This is a genomic window from Sphingomonas sp. BL-S-05 (genome assembly GCF_055521695.1).
In genome coordinates, this window is sequence record NZ_JBVFVS010000005.1 from 18,879 (window position 1) to 36,480 (window position 17,602).

Annotated in this window: 16 protein-coding genes; 7 read left to right on the forward strand and 9 right to left on the reverse strand. The window is 61.8% G+C overall.

Annotation, left to right across the window (positions count from 1 at the left end):
- Positions 1-41: 41 nt before the first annotated feature.
- From ACZ1JS_RS19495 to ACZ1JS_RS19505, 3 genes are read right to left on the reverse strand one after another with little or no spacing between them, the layout of a single operon-like run.
- Entirely contained in the window at positions 42-719 is a 678-nt protein-coding gene (locus ACZ1JS_RS19495; protein ID WP_465169014.1) for a hypothetical protein, read from the reverse strand.
- On the reverse strand, positions 712-2,982 hold the full coding sequence (locus ACZ1JS_RS19500; protein WP_465169015.1) for a ThiF family adenylyltransferase: 2,271 nt from the start codon (positions 2,980-2,982) through the stop codon (positions 712-714). Before ACZ1JS_RS19500 ends, ACZ1JS_RS19495 begins: the two co-directional genes overlap by 8 nt.
- The gene (locus tag ACZ1JS_RS19505; RefSeq protein ID WP_465169016.1) at positions 2,982-4,157 is read right to left on the reverse strand and encodes a ComEC/Rec2 family competence protein; all 1,176 of its coding nucleotides are present in this window, start codon (positions 4,155-4,157) and stop codon (positions 2,982-2,984) included. Before ACZ1JS_RS19505 ends, ACZ1JS_RS19500 begins: the two co-directional genes overlap by 1 nt.
- A gap of 282 nt (positions 4,158-4,439) precedes the next feature.
- Between ACZ1JS_RS19505 and ACZ1JS_RS19510 the strand changes: the two genes are divergently transcribed.
- From ACZ1JS_RS19510 to ACZ1JS_RS19520, 3 genes are all read left to right on the forward strand, one after another.
- A complete protein-coding gene (locus tag ACZ1JS_RS19510; RefSeq protein WP_465169017.1) occupies positions 4,440-4,733 on the forward strand; it encodes a hypothetical protein in 294 nt (97 codons plus the stop codon).
- The gene (locus ACZ1JS_RS19515; RefSeq protein ID WP_465169018.1) at positions 4,730-5,242 is read left to right on the forward strand and encodes a helix-turn-helix domain-containing protein; all 513 of its coding nucleotides are present in this window, start codon (positions 4,730-4,732) and stop codon (positions 5,240-5,242) included. The genes ACZ1JS_RS19510 and ACZ1JS_RS19515 overlap by 4 nt, the downstream gene beginning before the upstream one ends.
- 109 nt (positions 5,243-5,351) lie before the next feature.
- Positions 5,352-5,774: a hypothetical protein gene (locus ACZ1JS_RS19520; protein ID WP_465169019.1), complete on the forward strand. Its 423-nt coding sequence runs from the start codon at positions 5,352-5,354 to the stop codon at positions 5,772-5,774.
- 43 nt (positions 5,775-5,817) lie between these two features.
- Here ACZ1JS_RS19520 and ACZ1JS_RS19525 read toward each other — a convergent pair whose 3' ends face one another.
- Entirely contained in the window at positions 5,818-6,207 is a 390-nt protein-coding gene (locus ACZ1JS_RS19525; RefSeq protein WP_465169020.1) for a type II toxin-antitoxin system VapC family toxin, read from the reverse strand.
- Entirely contained in the window at positions 6,204-6,446 is a 243-nt protein-coding gene (locus ACZ1JS_RS19530; RefSeq protein WP_375245111.1) for an AbrB/MazE/SpoVT family DNA-binding domain-containing protein, read from the reverse strand. The genes ACZ1JS_RS19525 and ACZ1JS_RS19530 overlap by 4 nt, the downstream gene beginning before the upstream one ends.
- Positions 6,447-6,624: 178 nt before the next feature.
- Between ACZ1JS_RS19530 and ACZ1JS_RS19535 the strand changes: the two genes are divergently transcribed.
- Positions 6,625-6,840, forward strand: a complete 216-nt coding sequence (locus ACZ1JS_RS19535; protein ID WP_465169021.1) for a hypothetical protein — start codon at positions 6,625-6,627, stop codon at positions 6,838-6,840.
- On the opposite strand, the gene ACZ1JS_RS19540 is transcribed toward ACZ1JS_RS19535, so the two are convergent.
- From ACZ1JS_RS19540 to ACZ1JS_RS19550, 3 genes are read right to left on the reverse strand one after another with little or no spacing between them, the layout of a single operon-like run.
- Positions 6,818-10,081 carry an error-prone DNA polymerase gene (locus ACZ1JS_RS19540; protein WP_465169022.1) on the reverse strand — a complete coding sequence of 1,088 codons (3,264 nt, stop codon included), beginning with the start codon at positions 10,079-10,081 and terminating at the stop codon, positions 6,818-6,820. The genes ACZ1JS_RS19535 and ACZ1JS_RS19540 overlap by 23 nt on opposite strands.
- Positions 10,078-11,862 (reverse strand): Y-family DNA polymerase, encoded by a 1,785-nt coding sequence (locus ACZ1JS_RS19545; protein WP_465169023.1) that lies wholly within the window; start codon positions 11,860-11,862, stop codon positions 10,078-10,080. The genes ACZ1JS_RS19540 and ACZ1JS_RS19545 overlap by 4 nt, the downstream gene beginning before the upstream one ends.
- Entirely contained in the window at positions 11,777-12,538 is a 762-nt protein-coding gene (locus ACZ1JS_RS19550) for an ImuA family protein (protein ID WP_465169024.1), read from the reverse strand. The genes ACZ1JS_RS19545 and ACZ1JS_RS19550 overlap by 86 nt, the downstream gene beginning before the upstream one ends.
- A 203-nt stretch (positions 12,539-12,741) precedes the next feature.
- Here ACZ1JS_RS19550 and ACZ1JS_RS19555 point away from each other — a divergent pair, with 203 nt between their 5' ends.
- Positions 12,742-13,011 (forward strand): HU family DNA-binding protein, encoded by a 270-nt coding sequence (locus tag ACZ1JS_RS19555; protein WP_465169025.1) that lies wholly within the window; start codon positions 12,742-12,744, stop codon positions 13,009-13,011.
- A 50-nt stretch (positions 13,012-13,061) separates the two neighbouring features.
- The gene (locus ACZ1JS_RS19560) at positions 13,062-13,721 is read left to right on the forward strand and encodes an SOS response-associated peptidase (protein ID WP_465169026.1); all 660 of its coding nucleotides are present in this window, start codon (positions 13,062-13,064) and stop codon (positions 13,719-13,721) included.
- Between the two features lie 64 nt (positions 13,722-13,785).
- On the opposite strand, the gene ACZ1JS_RS19565 is transcribed toward ACZ1JS_RS19560, so the two are convergent.
- The gene (locus tag ACZ1JS_RS19565; protein ID WP_465169027.1) at positions 13,786-14,166 is read right to left on the reverse strand and encodes a hypothetical protein; all 381 of its coding nucleotides are present in this window, start codon (positions 14,164-14,166) and stop codon (positions 13,786-13,788) included.
- A gap of 47 nt (positions 14,167-14,213) precedes the next feature.
- Between ACZ1JS_RS19565 and ACZ1JS_RS19570 the strand changes: the two genes are divergently transcribed.
- Entirely contained in the window at positions 14,214-17,585 is a 3,372-nt protein-coding gene (locus ACZ1JS_RS19570) for a TonB-dependent receptor (RefSeq protein ID WP_465169028.1), read from the forward strand.
- Positions 17,586-17,602: the final 17 nt, after the last annotated feature.

Consider the following 17,602-nt stretch of genomic DNA (forward strand, 5'->3'; position numbering starts at 1 on the left):
CCCGGCGGCACCTTGCGACGACGGCATCGCTTTGGTCACGGTTACGGTGCTGCAACTGGCGGATTGGAATCACTAGCCGCGGTGACGGCGAGCACGTGTTGCACCATCCGCCATCCATAGTTTTTGGCCGACACTGCGCACAAGACATACGCGGATAGCAGACAAGCGCCGTACACCGCAGATCGACCTGCGTTGCCGTTTATGACAAATGCCAAGATCGGCAACGGCACGATCAGGAGGGCTGTGATCGTGCCGATATCCCGCGCTGCGAGGTACCGGCGATGGGGATCACAGACGCTGATGTCATCGCGTAGTGGTTTGTAAATCCGGTAGAATAGGCGGTTCTGCATTGCAGGATCGGATGGGAGGGAGCCAAACTTGCTTTCCAAAGCTATCATATCGACGTGCGCCGAAGTGGGGCCTACAACGGTAAAGGCCTGCGATCCGGGCAAGGGATGGTGCCATCGCAAATGAATGAGCCGATCACGCCAGTTAGGCGGAATCAACCCCAGCAAGATTAATGAGGCGATCACAATCAGCCCAAGCGACGCAGACCCGGGCACGGCCATAGCCTCAAGCTTTGTAACTAATTGTACCGAACGGGCTTTGATGAGCTTGGCCGGTTCGAGCGCGACAACCAGGAACGCCGTCGCGTGAGCAATCATGGCGGCACGGATGAGCCACGCGTTTTGCTCTTTGAGCGATTTCGCTTCAGCCACCACTCGGCCCTTTCGCTATAATGGCGTGAAAACGGCGTGGCGTGACGATCAGCAACACCGACGGTGGCGTACGTCCTGCGGCAAGTTCGGTCGCTGTCCGCCAGTCGAGCGCTGATGGGCCTTCGTCGGCAAGATGGCTGTGCCAAGTGCCAACATCGAAGAGCGTCCGTCCGCTGGCCTGATGGCGATGCTCAATCGCATCTTGAAGGCCGGTCGTGCCGAGAACAAAAAGGCCGGCAGAAAACGTGCTGTCAGCTGGTGCTTCGAGCAGATCGACCACGGTGACCGTCTTCATCCGGGCACTGCTAAGGCCGACGAGCAGACCCCCGGTCTCCGCATGCGGCGAGGCCGCGGCAGCTGACCTGATCTTTGCTGCAATGCGCTGGCTGATCCGCAGCTCCCAGCCATCGGTACCCTCGATCGCGACGGTTTCGAAGGACGGTACGGTTTGGCGGGTCCAGCGCGTTGCGGGGGTATCGATGTCACAGACGCCAGTGACGATCAGGCCGTCGGCGTTCGGATGGTCAGCCGCGTGGTCAATCTCTTTGGCAAGGCCGGCTGTCATCATCGAGAGCTGCGCATCGTCGATGGTCATCGTCAACGATCCGCAGCCCTGGCCGATCTGAATTTCAGCGAGACCGGTTTCAGGATCGGCAAGCAGCGCTACAGCCTCACCATCGGCCAGCGTGGCGTACATCTCAGCCATCAGATCGTTGTGATTTGGGTTGTGCGAGGCTCCACCAACCAGCAGGTAAGCCATGCGGCCGCGACCAAAGAGCGCCGCCTCGATATAGCGGGCTCGATCATGCGGACGGATCGCGTCGGATAACGCTTCACGCACCGCAAGCGACGCCGTGGCGTTGACGACGATGCCCGTACCTGCGGGAATAACTTTCGTCCGGATCGCCTCGTCACGCAGGGCTGACGCGATGTCATCCTGGTAAAGTGTTGGCGACAAGCTGAACCCGGCCAGCTCATCAGCGAGCGCGGCAGTCTTGGGCTGGCCCACCGCAGTAGGGGAGAGGGCGTGTCGCGCCATATTGTGCGGCCGCAGCCACCCCTCGTCGCTTATTGCGATGATCGACTGCCCGGAGCGCGCGGCGTGCAGCGCGAGTTTCGAGCCGACGCTGCCACAGCCAAGCAGCGCCAGAGCGGGCCGTTCGGGTACCCCTGCCAGCGTCCGCAGCAATGGCGCGTTCAAGGTCTGATAATGCAGAGCAGGTCTAACCGGCTCATCGCCTCCGCGGACGATTGCAGTCGTTCTCTGGTCATAAGGACGGATTTCGACGACGTACGGCAGTAATTCGATCGGGGAATTTGATCCAATCAGATGAACGGGGCGTTCGACGCACAACACAATGCCAATCGGGATTGGCTGATTGAGGTGCCATCCCTGCCACGACCGTTCCAGATTGCTGAGGAAAAGATCGAGACCGCGACGGCAGCCCAGCGTATCCGCACGCGCACGAAGCTCATCGATTGTCGTGACGTCATCGGGGGTGTAGCGGTCGCTAACGTAGGTGCCACCAGAGGGAGGCTTGTCGGCCCAGACAATCCCGATGACGGTTTTGCCCAGCGTGCCCCCTTTTGACATTGGCGAAACGCTGAATAGCGACTTGTCCGTCGTACTGAGCGGCGTTTTGACGCCATCGCTATTGATCCAGACCGACGCACCATCAAGCAGCGTTGCATCATCGGCCCCCGTTCGACCGAAGCGGCCACGCCATGCGATATAGCCGCCGGCCTTCAGGCGGGTGGCACGCATGGTCTCCGCGTCGAAGGCGATTGTATCGCGCAAGCCACGCCGCATGGCCGGTTCCCAGCCTTGTACAGGGTCGATCAGATGATTGATCGCAGCCTTGCGCAGCCAGACGGCGACCTGTTCGAGGAGATGGAACACGCCATACTCGACCAAGCCGAACTGCAGAAAAAATTCATCCTGATCGCCATCGACAAGGCATGGCCTGGGCGGTGCGTCAGCGCCGCCCGGGTGAAGATGAGGGAAGTTGCGCGGAAAGTCGGCGCGAAGTCGCACTTGTGGAGATCGCCAGGGATATTCAGACGGGATGCGCAGCGTAACGGGCTCAACGACCCGGACGCCGGTGTCGCTGATGCCATCCGCCTGGCAGTGGAGGGGCATTTCAACCCTCAGATCAATGCGAACCTCATCATCGCCGATGACTTCGCCACCGACAAATTCCGGGTGGCGTGTCGCCACCCGGAGGATGTCATCGCCCGGCGATGCCGATTTAGGGGAGGCCATCAGGCGCGGCCGTGCGGCCGTGCCTGTGCCGCCGTCGCGCCGATCCCCAACGCCGTTGCTGCCGCCTTGCCGGCATTCTTGACGGCCTTGACGATGCCGCTGGCACCGATCTCGTAGCGCAGCGGCTGCTGCTCATCCTCCCAAACGTCGGTGACGCACCGGAAGCGATCATCCTTGCCCTCAACGATCGAGATGTACTCGCGCTTGGCGCGATCGCTCGGCGGATCGGCATCCTCAGGATCGATATGTTCGCAGCTGGCGACGATGACGGCGCCTTTGCGGATTTGCGCCAACGCGGTGCGGGCGCTCTCACATACCTCGGCTTCCTCTCCCCAGGTCGAGTAGCTGTCATAGCTCAGGCTATGCCAGGAACAGTGGTGCGGTGCCTGCAGGATATCGTAGCTCAGCCAGTCGGCATGCGCTGCCCCATGCTTATCCCACAGGCGTTCCCAGATCGCCACCTCCGCGTCTCCGCCGGTCAGGAAGCGGCACTTGTCGGCATACCCGGCCCCGCGGATCGAAAAGCGCAGAATGACTGACGACCGATTTTTCGCCAGCAGTTCCACCAGTTCTTCATCGTCGCCTTGCGGCATCGGAGCCAGGAGACGAGCTTCAAAGGCGCCAGCGGTGACGCGGTTGAGGCTCGACACGACATCGTCGGTCTTCACGACGATCCCCAAGATATCATCGGTCTTACCCTTGATGTCCTCGCCTAAAATCTGGATACGATTGCCCTCGATCCCGATCGCTTTGGTGGTACGATACAGCGCTACCCGGCGCCGGGCTTCTTTTGCCCAGGCCTTGGCATCGTCACACAGCGTGTGCGTCATCGATGCCCGCCGAAACACGATGGGCGACGACCACATCTCGCGGATCAGGATCTTGTCGTCGGCCTTGACCCAGTCATCGGGCGCCCCGAGGTGAAAGTGCTTCGACAGACCACAGATATGGTCCTTGTCGGGATGGGTGTTGAGAAAACCATCGACGAAGAGCCGACCCTTCTCATCGCGCTTCAGTTGCTCGCGCAACAGGCTCATGACGTCGGGTGTGTCATCATCCGGGTCGTCGGCACCCTTGCGGATGTGGATGTCGATCAGCAGCGTCTGATCATTGTCGAACCGCAGCAGCGTCATGTCGCCATTGCAGACCGGGTAAAACGTGATGGCAGCCGTCATTGTGTCGTGTCCTTCCTACCTGAACCCTGACACGAACACGTCCCCGAATGGCCGCGCCAGCTTTAGCTATATGTTAAGCATGCCATCGAGATTCAAGGCTCCCAATCGTGACAAGAATGACAGTGGACGCGTGCGAGCTTAACACGTACCTTAAGTGATGAGGTGCAGATGGGCTCAGCCGAGCGATCACCAGCCGAGCATGCCGAGGTGCGGGTCAATGGGCCTCGGCGCTGCATCGCGATGCGTGCCAGTGACTGGGCGCGGTTGCACCATGCCATACCTGTGACGGTGTTCGCACGGCTGATGGGGCTGTTCCGCCGGTTCTGTAATGGCTGTGATCATCTCCCTGAACAGGCCTTTCGGCGCGTCGTTGGTGACCAGCATGGTCGCTTGGAGGTGTTCATCGCAACCGACGTTCAGGTGGTCGGTCGTCGTGGCACTGACGAGGCGCGTCAAACATTTTTCGTAACAGAGGTGCGTATTGCCCGCGCGGTAGATCCGGTTCTCCAGCCGGTCGCGGCGCTGCAAGCGATGCTGCCCCTGGAAATAGTTGTACAGAAGGAGCGTGAACGATGACCGAAATAGGAGCGGGCATAATGGCAGGCAGCGCGGTAACATGCGATGCCGACACGCTTGCTGTCGAACTCGCAGAAGCGGAATTCATTGTTGCGGTTCAGTCGGAAATACAACGCGTGATGAACGAAAGAGGTCTTCGTGCTCGTGACCTATCTAAGCGATTAAATGTCTCTGAGGCGAGAGTAAGTCAGATGTTTGGCGAGCAGGCCAAAAATCTAACTATTCGAACCATTGCGAAAATATTCTATCATTTAGGTCAAAGTCCTATCCTAACGACACAATGTCAGCTAGAAAACATGGTTGCTCTTGCGCGAGGTGACGCCGCGGACAGTGACCAGCACTGGACGGTTTCGGGGCTCATCAACGATATTCAGATTGGTTCAAACATCATCGTAACGCATGATGAAACTGCCGTGGCGTCGCCAGATCGCGGCCGTTTGGTGGATCGTTGGGCGCGGGCTGAAGAAGCCGATACCAGGCGCCCCCGCCGGCTTGCGGTTGCGGGTTAGGATCCAGACCTTGCCCCAAGATGCCGCAAGCATGGACCCGAGCGTCTACAATAGCCTGGTAGCACGCGCACACCTGCGAAGCATTCGTATGACCACGAGCGAATTCGATATGAAGCCCGAGGCGCTGAGTCTCGATCCTGACGCATGGCGCAACAATGTCGTCGCGGGCGTGCTCGACAGTTTCCTCGAACATGAGAACGGCTCGCTTTATGGCGTTTTCAGCTTCAAGGTCGTTTGCCGTTACGGTCGCAAGCGCGTTCTGTCGATCGGTGCGACCTATCTCGCCAGTTATCGTATACAAGGCGCTTGTGACGAGGGTGCATGCGAGCTTTTTATCGAGCGGGTCGGCAAGGTCGCGACGTATCCTTATTTCCGCAGCCTAGTCGCGATGCTGACCGGGCAAGCCGGGCTTATGATGCAGCCATTACCAGTGCTGAGCTTCGCGCCTCGATCGATCGATTCAGCGGCGGTCCTCGAGCAAGGATCACAGGCTATGGGCACGCCCAAGCGTCGTCGTCTGCCTGCCAAGTAAACGAGTTGTGGGGATGCGGCGATACACACCGCATCCCTATCGGTCAGCGAATTACCACGATCTTGGCACCGGCATCGCTCGCAATGTCTTTCCATGTCTTGTCGGCGGTATAGGCTGAGACGCCGAGCCGCCTCGCCAGCGCGAGGCAGAACCGATTGCCCAACGATAATCCGGCCGATGCGGTCGCTGCGCGCAAGCTACCGGCCTCCCAGGCGAGCGCATCATCCGCTGCAACGACAGCGTAGGGGAGGGCGCCCAGCATCGCCTGCACGTCGTCAATCGGCGCGCCGAGATGGACGAAGTGGCTGATCACCTCGGCCTGATTGATCGCGCACACCGAGGCATCCGCAATCACGCCGGCAACTTTGCCGGCACCGCGCTCGCCCTTGAGGAGCGCGAGGATCGCCGAGGCATCGAGGACGACATGCGTCATTCGCCGCTGTCCTCGCGCCGTGCCGCCAGGAAGTCATCGACCGATGCGCCGGGTTGTTGGGCGTAGCGCTTGGCAATCGCCTGCGCCTTGGCCACGGCCTGCTCTACCGTACGCAGAATCACGCCATCGGGTGTTTCCTCGACCAGGACTGCGCCACCATCCTCCAGCCCAAGGCGCTTGCGGATGCCCACCGGCAGGCTCATGCGCCCATTGGGTGTGATGTTGACCTGTAGCGTCATGTGACGACATTCCCATGAAGTGGCATTAAGCTCTGCGTATGCCATAACGGTTGGCAAGAGGCGAGGGGCAAGCGTATGCCGCCATCAGGCACACCAGCCATAATAGTTACTAGCGATAAATGGTATTCCTGCTACTACGAACCGCGTTCAAGATCGCGGTCGTAACGGAGGCGGAACGGTGATTGTCGATGTGCCGACCCCGGGCGAATTTCACACCGCGGGCGTCAACCAACTCTACCTGGCGTGGAAGATCGCCATCGGCACACAGCAGGCCGTTGGCATGGCGTCCGACGATGATGAGGAGGGGATCGAAGCCTATGGACCGAAAGCGCGATCACGACGCGCTGGTGCCGGGGTAAGTGCGACACGGATCAATGGAAGTCGTGCGACTTGAAGCGCACAACGTCCTCCGGATCGGCACCGTCGGCGTGCGGCGGCCAGTAGCAATTGCGAGGTTCCGGGCTCCAACCCTTGTCGCCGCGATCGGGGGACCCGGGGTGTTGGGCGGCATCACCCCGTCCGGTGCGATGGGGGAAGGACATGTCGCCCACGCGGTGCAGAAGATCGCCATGATCGATGATCCGGTCGCAAATGACGTGGATCACCTCTCCTTCCCTCTGTACCCGCCCTTTCAGTCCGACCATGGATGCCGACATGACGGTGCGGCGCTGCGCTTCGAAGCGATCGGGCCAGAGGATGCCATTCGCGATCCCTGTCTCGTCCTCGATCGTGATGAACAGCACGCCTTTGGCCGATCCTGGCTTCTGGCGGACGAGGATGATGCCGGCGACCTCGACATGGCGACCATCGCGGACGCTGGCGAGATCGGCACAGCGCGTGACGCCGCGGCGCGCCAGCTCGTCTCGGACGAACGTGAGCGGATGGGCACGAAGCGATAATTGCAGGTTGCGATAATCCTCGATCACCTCACGGCCATCGGTAAGCGCGCGCAGTGCCACCTCCGGCTCGACGCCTTCTGCACTCAGCGTTGCCGCAGCTTGATCGGCCGCCGCGAACAGCGGTAGCGGCGCTTCACCGAGCCCCCTCACTTTCCATAGGCCCTGCCGCCGATCGGCACCGAAGCTATGAAAGGCATCGCCGTCCGCCAGCTTCTCGATCGCCGCACGCTGCGCGCCCGAGCGCCGCCAGACGTCTTCGACGTTCCCGTAAGGCATCGTGCTGCGCGCGGCGACGATCTTGGCGCCGTCGGCGTTCGAGAGACCGCGTATGACTCGCAGGCCGAGCCGGACCGCGAGGTAGCGCTCACCGGTCGGCTCCAGCGTGCAATCCCAGCGACTCGCATTGACGCAAGGCGACCGCACCTCGACGCCATGTTCACGTGCATCTCGCACGATCTGCGCCGGCGCGTAAAAGCCCATGGGCTGCGCGTTCATGAGCGCTGCGCAGAAAACATCCGGGTGGTGATGCTTGATCCACGACGATGCGTAGGAGATTTTGGCGAAACTTGCCGCGTGGCTCTCAGGGAAACCGTAAGAACCGAAGCCCTCAAGCTGGCGGAAGGTCCGCTCGGCGAACTCGCGCGGATAGCCGCGCGCGACCATGCCCTCGACCAGCTTCTCGCTGAAATGACTGACCCCACCGGTGAATTTGAAGGTCGCCATTGCCCTTCGCAGCTGGTCCGCCTCGGCCGGTGTGAAGCCCGCTCCTACGATCGCGACCTTCATCGCCTGCTCCTGAAAGAGCGGCACGCCGAGGGTTTTCTCCAGAACCGCCCGTAATTCCGGCCTTGGATATTCCGGTTTCTCGAGCCCCTCGCGCCGGCGAAGATAGGGGTGGACCATGTCGCCCTGGATCGGTCCGGGCCGCACGATCGCGACCTGAATGACCAGGTCGTAGAAGCGGCGCGGCTTCATGCGCGGCAGCATCGACATCTGGGCGCGGCTCTCGATCTGGAAGGTCCCAAGGGTGTCTGCCTTCTGGATCATCGCGTAGACGGCCGGGTCGTCGTCCTGCAGGTCCTTCAGTTCGACACGCAGGCCCTTGTTCGCTTCCAGCATGTTGAAGGCGCGGTTCATGCAGCCAAGCATGCCGAGCCCCAGAACGTCGACCTTCATGAATTTCAGTGCGTCGATATCGTCCTTGTCCCATTCGATGATCTGACGGTCTTCCATGGCTGCCGGTTCGATCGGCACCAGATCGTCGAGGCGGTCGTGCGTTAGGACGAAGCCCCCTGGATGCTGGCTCATGTGTCGGGGGACGCCGATCAGCTTGCGGGCAAGATCGAGGGTCAGCCGCAGGCGGCGATCGCCAATGTCGAGGTTCAGCTCGTTGACCTGCTTTTCGCCGACGCCTTCGGCCGACCAGCCCCAGACCAGCCCGGCGAGCGATGAGGTCAGGTCCTCGGGCAGACCCAGCGCCTTGCCGACATCTCGCACCGCACCGCGCGCGCGGTAGCGCGTTACAACCGCGGTCAGCGCCGACCGGTCACGGCCATAGGTGTCGTAGATCCACTGGATGATCTCTTCGCGGCGCTCATGCTCGAAATCGACATCGATGTCGGGCGGTTCGCGCCGTTCGCCTGACACGAACCGCTCGAAGAGCAGTTCATGTTTGATCGGATCGATCGAAGTGACACCGAGCACGAAGCACACGCAGCTATTGGCGGCCGAACCGCGCCCTTGGCAGAGGATGCCGCGCCGGCGTGCCTCGCGCACGATCGAATGGACGGTGAGGAAGTAAGGCGCATAGCCGAGCTCAGCGATAAGGCGCAGTTCATGCGCGATCTGGTCGCGGTACGCCCGCGGCACGGCGCCGTCGAACATCCGCTCGACCGCCTCACCCGCCAGCTGCTCCAGCGCTTCTTGCGCAGTAAGCCCTTCAATCACCCGCTCATGCGGGTATTGGTAGGCCAGTTCACCCAAGTCGAAGGTGCAGAGCCTGGCAATGTCGACGCTGGCCTGCAGTGCGTCAGGATAGTCGCGGAACCGGCGGACCATCTCGTCTGGCGATTTGAGCGCCCGGTCCGCGTTCACCTCCCGCCTATAGCCGAGCTCGTCGACGGTGCATTTCTCGCGCACCGCCGTGACGACATCCTGCAGGAGCCGTGCCTCGGGTGCGTGGTACAGCACATCGCCGGTGACGACGGCGCGCACGCCCGCACCGCCCGCCTGCCGCGCCAGCGCATCGATACGGACCGCATCGTCCGGCCGGCGGCGCTGGAAAAGCGCCATGTAGCCTCGACGGCCATAGACCGCCTTCAAATCCTCCAGCGCTGCCAGATTCTCTTCGTCCGCCTCGTGCGGTAGCAGGAGGGCGATCACGCCCTCGGACCATGGTTGCAGGTCATGCCAGTGAAGCAGGCATGCGCCCTTCCCCGCCCGGGTCTTGCCGACCGTCAGCAGCCGCGTGATCCGCGACCAGGCAGGCCGGTCGGTGGGATAAAGCAACAAGCGTCGTCCGCAGGACAGGTCGACACGCGCTCCCGCGATCGAGCGGACGCCGGTCGCCTTTTGCGCTTCCCAGGCGCGGACCACGCCACCAACCGTGCCGATGTCGCTGACACCAATCGCCGGGTAGCCGAGCAGCGCCGCGGCCGCGAACAGCTCTTCGGGTGACGAGGCGCCGCGCAACAGCGAGAAGTGCGTCAGCACCTGCAGCTCGACATAATGGGTCATCCAAAGACCCCGTGCATCCACCACGACAGATCGCCGGTTTCGTCCTGGAAGCCGTCGCCACGCCGGAAGACCCAGTAGCGCCCTCCCTCCTCGTCCTCGACACGGTAATAGTCGCGCACCGCCCAGACCTCGGCGTCACGTCGCCACCATTCGCCGTGGACGCGTTCCGGCCCATCCCCGGCCACGATCTTATACACCCGCCCTCGCCACTCGAACCGGCGAGGTGGCTGATCCGGCATCAGCGCGATGACGCGCGCGAGCGGCTCCGGCCGGCTGAACAGCCGGATCGGTCGTTGCCACTTCGGCCACCTGCCGGGCATGCCATTCGGGTCCGAGCGGGTAACGGCTCGCTCCGGCACATGACTTTCGATGGGCGCGATCCTGAAGACGGCGTGCGGCCCGATCCTGCCCGCGATCACGTCGACCAGACGCGCTGGGTCCCGCACCAAGGTGTCGCCTGCGAGGACCGCGCCGAGATCAACCGCGTCGAGCGGTTCCGTGTGAGGTGCGACCAGCCAGAACTGCTCAAGCCCCATGCCGGGATCGATCCGCTCGATCCGTAGCTTCAACAGGCGCAGAAGGTGCGGCACTTCGCGGGTTGGTCGTGATGTGCCGATGGCGACCACCTGCTCGGTGCCGTCGACGCGAATGCCCGTCAGGCGCAAGGCGCGGGCCCCCAGCCCCCGCGCCTGCAAAACCGTCGCCAGGTCCTGCAACAGGTCACCCATGACCTGTTCGATCGCCTCGGCCGTTCCGATCGGCTCGAGGAGGCGCCGCTCGACGACCGGCACCTCTACGTCTTCCACGGGCGTAATTGGCTCGGCAACAGCGCCAAGCGCCTGATCAAGCCTCGTGATCGTTGGCAGACCGAGCCGACGCGCCAGCGGCCCACGGGCGACGGGCAGCAGATCCGCGATGGTCTCGAACCCAAAACGCTTCGCAGCGCTTAGTGCACTGGGCGTGAGGCGCAGCGCCATGATCGGCAACGGCGCGATCGCATCCGTGACCGCGCCTGGCGCAACGCGGATCAGCTCGGTCCGGCCAAAGCGCGCGAGCGCATGCGCGGCACCGGAGGTCTCGGCGACCGCCACCCGCGCCGCGAAACCTGCCCGCTGGCAGAAGGCGAGCAGCCGCCTGCAGAACCGCTCCTCACCGCCATGTAGGTGGGCGCAGCCCGTAAGGTCGATCCAAAGACCATCGCTAGGCGTGACCGCGACGATTGGTGACCAGCGTCGCACTGCCAAGAGCGCCAAGCGGTCAAGCACCGTGGCATCCGCCACCGGGTCAGCCGGGCGGAAATCGAGGTCCGAGACGAGGGCGCGCGCATGGGTTGCGGCCATGCCGGGATGCACGCCAAGGGCGCGCGCGCCATCACAGGCGGCAACTACCTCTTCGCGTCGACCGACCTTCCCGATCAGCGCCAGCGGTGCGTGTTCAAGCGGCTTGGCAGCAGGCACGCTGATCCGCAGCGCCGGTGTCGTCGCCTTATAGGGATGACTGGCTGCTTCGGATCGACGCCCGAGCTCGCGCATGGGTGGTTGCGCGTGGGTCGGCAGGCCAGCGATCTGCGTCTCGACATCAGCGCGCGATGGCATGCCTTCGCGTGCCCAACGCGCACCAGGCCGCCAACCGCCGCCCCGCGGCACCGAACAGGCACCCGGATCGTCGTCTACCGGCAGCGTGAGGACAGGCCGGTCAGGCTGCCGCGAGGCGAACCGTTCCAACCGCCTTAGCCTGTCGATGGCAAGGTTCGGCAGGAACAGCGAGACGACCCGTCTCATCGCTGGCCTCCACAATCAGCGAGAAACCCTCGCCCCCGCGCTGACGCGCGCATTCCACCGCCCATCGCGCGCGTCCCACCCCCGCGACGCCGAGCCGCTCGGATGGTGCCGCGCCGATCCGCCAGCGCGTCCACGCGGCCGACGGCTCGGCAAGCGGATCCGCGTTGAGGCCGCGTCGTCGCCTGAGCAGTAGGACTGGCATATCCGCTTCTGCCGCGACCAGCTGCAGTCGGCGGGTAGCGACCATCGAGATCTTCGCCGCCTCTCCTACGATCACTGAAGGCGTGCCGTCGCGCACCGCGTCTTCGATCACCGCCAGGAGCGCCGCGTCATCGCGCGGCTGCGCATAGATCACGCTCGCAGCGGGAAGCCCGGCTTGTTCGAGTGCCGGAGCATACAAATCCATCCGGCAGCTCGCCCAGAAGACCAGTCCGCCCCGCACAGCCGCCTCACGCGCGGCGATGCCGGCGAGGAAGAGGGTCGTGGCGGCATCATCGACTAAAGCGACACTCGGCGCGCTCGCTTCATGCAGCGCGCCTGCCCGAAGCCCCCCCGCCCCGAGCCTTCGATCGATCACGTCGATGCCGAACGGCATGACCCGGTAGTCGGTCGCTGGCGTGGCGATCGTCCGAAGATCCGCTATGCCGGGTGCGGTGGAATGAAGGGCGGCGGGCATATGGGCTAGACTCTACGTGTTCCATTTATGTTCCATTACTAAGCCGCTTTGGTCAAGGTGAGATCCGCTCGCCTTACCGATTTCAGCGCGACGAAAGCCGGTAGCGTCCGCCTCCCATAGCATCCGCTTGACCCGCCCCGGTGTTGCATGTCCGTCGGTCATCGGTCAGGGTCCCGCCGTTTTTTCAACGGAGCACGAACACCATGAACATCGGCGAACTGACCAAGGGCGTAGCGACGGCAACTGGCGCAAGCGAGGCTGACGCGAAGAAGGCGGTCACCGCTGTTTTCGACCAGATCGCTGAAGCAGCCGCAAAGGGTGAGGACGTCTCGATCCCCGGGTTCGGCAAGTTTGCAGTTAAAGATCGGCCGGAGCGTCAGGGCCGCAACCCTGCAACGGGCGAAAGCATCACGATCGCAGCGTCGAAGAAGATCGGGTTCACGGCTGCCAAGGGCCTGAAGGACAAGCTGTGAGGTAAGCGGGCGTCGGCGAACCAAATCGCTGGCGCGAACGGGAGGGGTGGATGTGCAATCGGTATCGACTGACGGCGAAGCAGGCTGAGGTCGCGGCGACGTTCGGCATCCGCCCTCCCTATGAGGTCGATGAGACCTTCCCCGTCGGCGACATCTTCCCGACGGGCAAGAAGACACCGTTCTACGGCGCGGTCATCGTTTGGGATGGTGCCGATCGTCGCATGGAGCGTATGGAATGGGGCGTTCCAACGCTGGTGCCGAGCAAGCGGGACCCGGCGGTAAAGCTGACCAAGTACGTGACGAACGTCCGCAATCTCAAATCGAGCTTCTGGCGATCGATGTTGACCACGCCGGCACGTCGCTGCCTGGTACCAGTCACGTCGTTCTCCGAATATGGGTCTGTGCCGGGTGAAGACGGCAAGAAGCCCCTTCATTGGTTCGATGTACCAAGTCGGCCTGTTTTCGCCTTTGCTGGCATTTGGCGGCCGACCGAAAGGGGCAACGCCTATGGTTTCTTGACCACTGAGCCGAACGCGGTGGTCGCACCAATCCATCCCAAAGCCATGCCGGTCATCTTGCATGACGACGATCACGATCGCTGGCTCAACGCTCCCTGGGATGGCCTGCGGGAGCTTGTCGCACCCTACCCGTCACAGCTTATGCGGGTCGGTACTGTCGATAGGCTGGTAGGAGCTGTGCATCTTATTTGACCCAAAGGCGGTCGTCAGGGACCCAGGGCCCCTTCCCACTTTCCGCCGGTCGTTCACCCGATTTCTACAGTCCTCCAAACCGAATCCGCCGCTGCATACGTGGTCGCCGCTGGGCTTGTAGTGGGGCATTGGGAGCTCCAGCTTCGATCACAGGCCGGACGCGGTGCGCGGCCCATAGGGGCGCGGGTTCGTTATTGAGCCGAACGATCTTAACTACTGATCCCCCTATCCCCTGCTCAATCGTGTAGCCGACATCTTGGCCAAACGAGATGGCAACCCCGTCGGTGATGCGCTGCCCATCTTCGATAGAGCGATCGTGTCGCCATGATAGGAACGGCGCGTCGAGCAACCCTTTTACCAACATGATTTTAATAAAAACTCTTTTTTTAATGGTGTAGGTAATCAGTCCTGTGGTATCAACGCAGGGCATGGCGCGGCTGTGCAAGCGCACCGGTGACGAACGTCGGGCGCAATGATCAAAAGGGGATGGATATGAAGGGAATAGCCTTTAAGCGTGCAACGTTGCTCCGCTTGGTTGCCGGTGTTTCGGTCATCGCGACGATCGGTCATGGCGCCGCCTTTGCTCAGGACGTTCAGACGGCAGAGCCGGCGACTACGGATCTTGCCACCGAAGATCAGCCGGTTGACGACATCGTCGTCACTGGTATCCGTGCAAGCCTCGCCAATGCGCAGGAGATCAAACGCCGCGCCGATACCGTTGTCGATGCAATCACCGCCGAGGACATTGGGGCACTTCCCGATCGTTCGATCAACGAGGCGCTCCAGCGCGTCCCTGGCGTATCGATCGATCGCTTCGCTGCACCAACCGACTCACAGCACTTCTCCGTCGAAGGTTCGGGCGTTCAGATTCGTGGCCTGACCTACACCCGTGGCGAGTTTAACGGACGCGACACGTTCGCTGTCAGTGCTGGGCGCGACATTGGCTACAACGACATACCCGCCGAACTCGCCGGTTCAGTGGAAGTGTTCAAGAACGCGACCGCCGATCTGATCGAGGGCGGCATCGCCGGCACCGTGAGCATCAACACGCGCAAGCCGTTCGACAGTAAGGAGCGTATCGTCTACCTCTCGGGTGCGATGAGCTGGGGCGACTTGGAACAGCGCGGCGAAGGATCGTTTGCGGGTCTCTTCAGCAACCAGTGGACTGTAGGCGACGGACATCGTCTTGGTCTGTTGGTGGGTGGGAGCTACTTCCAACAGCGCAGCCGCGCGGATTCTATCTTCGTCTCTTCGTTCCTGCCGCGCTTCAACGCGCCCGACGACGGCGTGGACGGTTACGCACCGGATGGCACTGATTTTCAAGGATCGCAGTTCGACGGCGTCACCTGCGACGGCAACAACCCTAATGAAGGCCGTCTCATCAACCAGGGCACGCCCTACCAGATCCGCGTATGCGATAATTTCCCTGTCCCCGCTGGCTTCGACACCGTCTATACACCGAGCGGCGCCGGCTTCCGCCAGCAAAGCTTCAACACCAAGCGGAACAGCATCACAGCTGCCGCACAGTTCGAAACGGCCGACAAGCGCCTGATGTTGACTGCCCAATATCTGCGGGCACAGTCGATTGAAAGCTGGGTGGACCGGACGGTAGAGCCGAACATCTACTACAACGACATCGGCAACACGTATCCCGCAGGCTACATTGATCAGCCGGGCTTCCCGTTCAATCCTCAGGCCAACTACACCTTTAACGATGACGGCGTGTTCACGTCAGGCACCATCGTGCGGCGCGGCAATCTCCAGGCTCGCAATACGCCGAACAATCCTTGCGTCATTCCGAACAACGGCTTCCCCTACACCTCCACCTACTGCCCGTACGAGCAGTTCGTGAATCCAGGCGGCATCAATACCTCGTCGACCAACCGCTACTTCTATTCGAAGTCGACGAACCAGGATGCAGCGATCAACGTGAAGTTCGCGCCGAGCGACCGCCTCCGCTTCAACTTCGATGCGCAGTACGCAAAGTCCGAAGCCGAGGGTACCGACGACATCGTCGACATATACACGTTCTCGAACGTGTCGATCGACCTGACCGGCGGCCTGCCTAACGTCAGCTTCGTCACTCCAGGCTTCGATACGGCAAGCTACTTTGGCAACTCGGGAAGCTGGTTCTACAACAATGCGTTCAACAACCGCTCGATCAACGACGGCGACGAGTTCGCGTTTCGTGCCGATGCCGAATATGACGTGTCGGACGATAGCTTCTTGCGCAAGGTACGCTTCGGTAGTCGTTATTCGGAGCGGCAGCAAACGGTGCGTACCAACGACTACAACAACTGGGGCTCGCTGTCGGCAACGTGGACAGATCAGGGTCCGCGCTTCGCCTCGGTGACGCCGGACGCGATCAGCACCTACAATTTCGACAGCTTCTTCCGTGGTGCCGCGAGCGTACCGAGCGTGCCCTCAATTCGCGAGGACATTCTCAGCGATCATGACGCCCTGACCGCGTTGCTGCGCAACGCAAAGGACCCGTCAGGTCAGTTCTCCTACACCCCCTTGGAGGATCGCCAGCCGAACGGAATCGGTTCGCTGATCGAAGGCTATTTCCAGCCGAATGAAGTCTACGTGAACAGCGAAAAGACGATTGCTGCCTACGCCCGAGCCGACTTCGGCACGGAGTTCGACGGCGGGGCGCGTCTTTCCGGCAATATCGGCGTGCGCTGGGTTCGAACGACCGACGAGGCCGTCGGCGCGATCAATTTTCCTCAGCGCAATCAGGTGCTGCCGAATGGGTTCGCAAACTTCGCAGAATATTGCGCTCGCCAGACGCAGGTGAACCCGAATACCGGACAGGCACCGCCTAGCTCGCAGGTTCCAGCACTATGCCGGCCCGGCGTTACGGCCGAGCAGCAGGCTGCCGCGCTGGCCTTCGCCAACGGCGCGTCGGTACCGCAGGTCGCAGCGCAGACGTTCGACGACTGGCTGCCGAGCTTGAACCTTCGGTTCGACGCCACCAATAAGTTGACGTTCCGCTTCGCTGCGTCGAAGGCGATCAATCGTCCCAATTTCGGTGATTTGCGCAACTTTGTATCTCTGAATTTTAACGGCAATACCGGCGCGTTCGAGGCGCGGGCGAGCAACCCGTTCTTGCGACCGATCAAAGCCGACCAGCTCGACCTGTCGGCCGAATGGTACTTTGCCCGTGTCGGGTCGCTGACGACCACGCTGTTCTACAAGAACGTCACCGACGTCATCGTCCAGAACAGCGGATTCAACCGCGACTTCAGCAACGGAGGGTCGAACTACGCACTCCAGCTGACCGGTCCTGCAAACGCCGACGGTTCGAGCAAGATCAAGGGTCTTGAGGTCGCATACCAGCAGACCTACGACTTCCTGCCAGGCCCGCTCGGCGGTTTGGGCATACAGGCGGCCTATACCTACATCGACGCTGGCAACGTCATTCTGTCGCCGCCCGACTTCCGTCCGTCAACCGATCCAACGCCGAACGAGGGCGACGGTAATCAGCCCCCTCAAGATATCACGGGTCTTTACAACAATCTGCCGCTTCCGCAGCTCTCCAAGCACAACGTCAACACGTCTGTCTTTTTCGATAAATACGGAGTCTACGCACGCCTAGCCTACAATTGGCGCTCCAAGTTCCTTCTGAACAACCGCGACTGTTGTTTCCCGTTCCTGCCGGTATACAGCCTTGCAACGGACTCTGCGGACGCATCGCTTTTCTACACGGTAAATCAGAACTTCAAGATCGGCCTGACGGTCAACAACCTGTTCGATTACAAGGTCAGGACGAGCTTCGTTCTGAACGGCGACGGACTGGAGGCACCACGATCGTTCTTCAAGAGCGATCGTCAGTTCCAGCTAAGCGCACGCTTGACGCTCTAACGATGCGCGTGAAGCAT

Excerpts from the sequence above, each read along its gene's own strand:
- ACZ1JS_RS19500 (WP_465169015.1), bottom strand. The coding sequence starts at position 2,982 with ATGGCCTCCCCTAAATCGGCATCGCCGGGCGATGACATCCTCCGGGTG.
- ACZ1JS_RS19505 (WP_465169016.1), bottom strand. The coding sequence starts at position 4,157 with ATGACGGCTGCCATCACGTTTTACCCGGTCTGCAATGGCGACATGACG.
- ACZ1JS_RS19515 (WP_465169018.1), top strand. The coding sequence starts at position 4,730 with ATGACCGAAATAGGAGCGGGCATAATGGCAGGCAGCGCGGTAACATGC.
- ACZ1JS_RS19520 (WP_465169019.1), top strand. The coding sequence starts at position 5,352 with ATGAAGCCCGAGGCGCTGAGTCTCGATCCTGACGCATGGCGCAACAAT.
- ACZ1JS_RS19525 (WP_465169020.1), bottom strand. The coding sequence starts at position 6,207 with ATGACGCATGTCGTCCTCGATGCCTCGGCGATCCTCGCGCTCCTCAAG.
- ACZ1JS_RS19530 (WP_375245111.1), bottom strand. The coding sequence starts at position 6,446 with ATGACGCTACAGGTCAACATCACACCCAATGGGCGCATGAGCCTGCCG.
- ACZ1JS_RS19540 (WP_465169022.1), bottom strand. The coding sequence starts at position 10,081 with ATGACCCATTATGTCGAGCTGCAGGTGCTGACGCACTTCTCGCTGTTG.
- ACZ1JS_RS19545 (WP_465169023.1), bottom strand. The coding sequence starts at position 11,862 with ATGAGACGGGTCGTCTCGCTGTTCCTGCCGAACCTTGCCATCGACAGG.
- ACZ1JS_RS19550 (WP_465169024.1), bottom strand. The coding sequence starts at position 12,538 with ATGCCCGCCGCCCTTCATTCCACCGCACCCGGCATAGCGGATCTTCGG.
- ACZ1JS_RS19555 (WP_465169025.1), top strand. The coding sequence starts at position 12,742 with ATGAACATCGGCGAACTGACCAAGGGCGTAGCGACGGCAACTGGCGCA.
- ACZ1JS_RS19560 (WP_465169026.1), top strand. The coding sequence starts at position 13,062 with ATGTGCAATCGGTATCGACTGACGGCGAAGCAGGCTGAGGTCGCGGCG.
- ACZ1JS_RS19570 (WP_465169028.1), top strand. The coding sequence starts at position 14,214 with ATGAAGGGAATAGCCTTTAAGCGTGCAACGTTGCTCCGCTTGGTTGCC.